Annotated in this window: 1 protein-coding gene; it reads left to right on the top strand. The window is 71.1% G+C overall.

Features of this window, described 5'->3' with window-relative positions:
- Window positions 1-363 precede the first annotated feature (363 nt).
- Window positions 364-606: glycosyltransferase family 2 protein (locus FVW27_RS18900; RefSeq protein WP_167128219.1), on the top strand; the 243-nt coding region annotated here is incomplete at its 3' end.

Raw genomic sequence — 606 nt, 5'->3', positions numbered from 1 at the left:
AACGCCCGGCGCATGCTGTCCACCCCGCGCGCCACCCGGCTGCTGCATCGCGGCGCGGGCGCGGTGATGGTGGGCACGGGCGCAGCCATCGCCACCCGCTGATCCGGCCCCAGATCCGGCCCCAGACCCGTCACCGGCGCCATACGGCGCTTTGCGCCCCGCCAGTATTTCCACCGGGATACCCCCCCCGCCCCCCCCCCTCCCCCACAGCCTTCTGCATCGTCAGCGCCCCCGGTTTTTACGCCGGGGGCGCTAAACCTTTGCGCCAGCGCACCGAAAAGACCAGCGGGCGCCTTGCGCGCCACGCCTTTCGCCAGGCGGCAACAGGGGCAAGGAACACCGGACAACCCAAGGGACAGTGCCATGCACACGCCGCGCATTTCCGTGGTGGTGCCCAACCACAACTACGGGCGCTTTCTCGACCGTTTCTTCAGCGCGCTGGCCGCGCAGACCTTTCCGCCCGACGCGGTGGAAGTGGTCTTCGTGGATGATGCCAGCAGCGACGATTCGGTCCAGCATGCCCGCCGCTGGCAGGCCGACGGCCCGTGGGCGGCGTTTCGCGTGCTGACCCTGCCGCGCACGGGCAGGCCCGGCCCGGTGCGCAAC

The sequence above is a fragment of the Nitratidesulfovibrio liaohensis genome (genome assembly GCF_011682075.1).
GTDB classification, from domain to species: Bacteria; Desulfobacterota; Desulfovibrionia; order Desulfovibrionales; family Desulfovibrionaceae; genus Cupidesulfovibrio; species Cupidesulfovibrio liaohensis.
The sequence above is the reverse complement of the archived record's forward strand: the minus strand, read 5'-3'. Positions and strand labels throughout refer to the sequence as shown.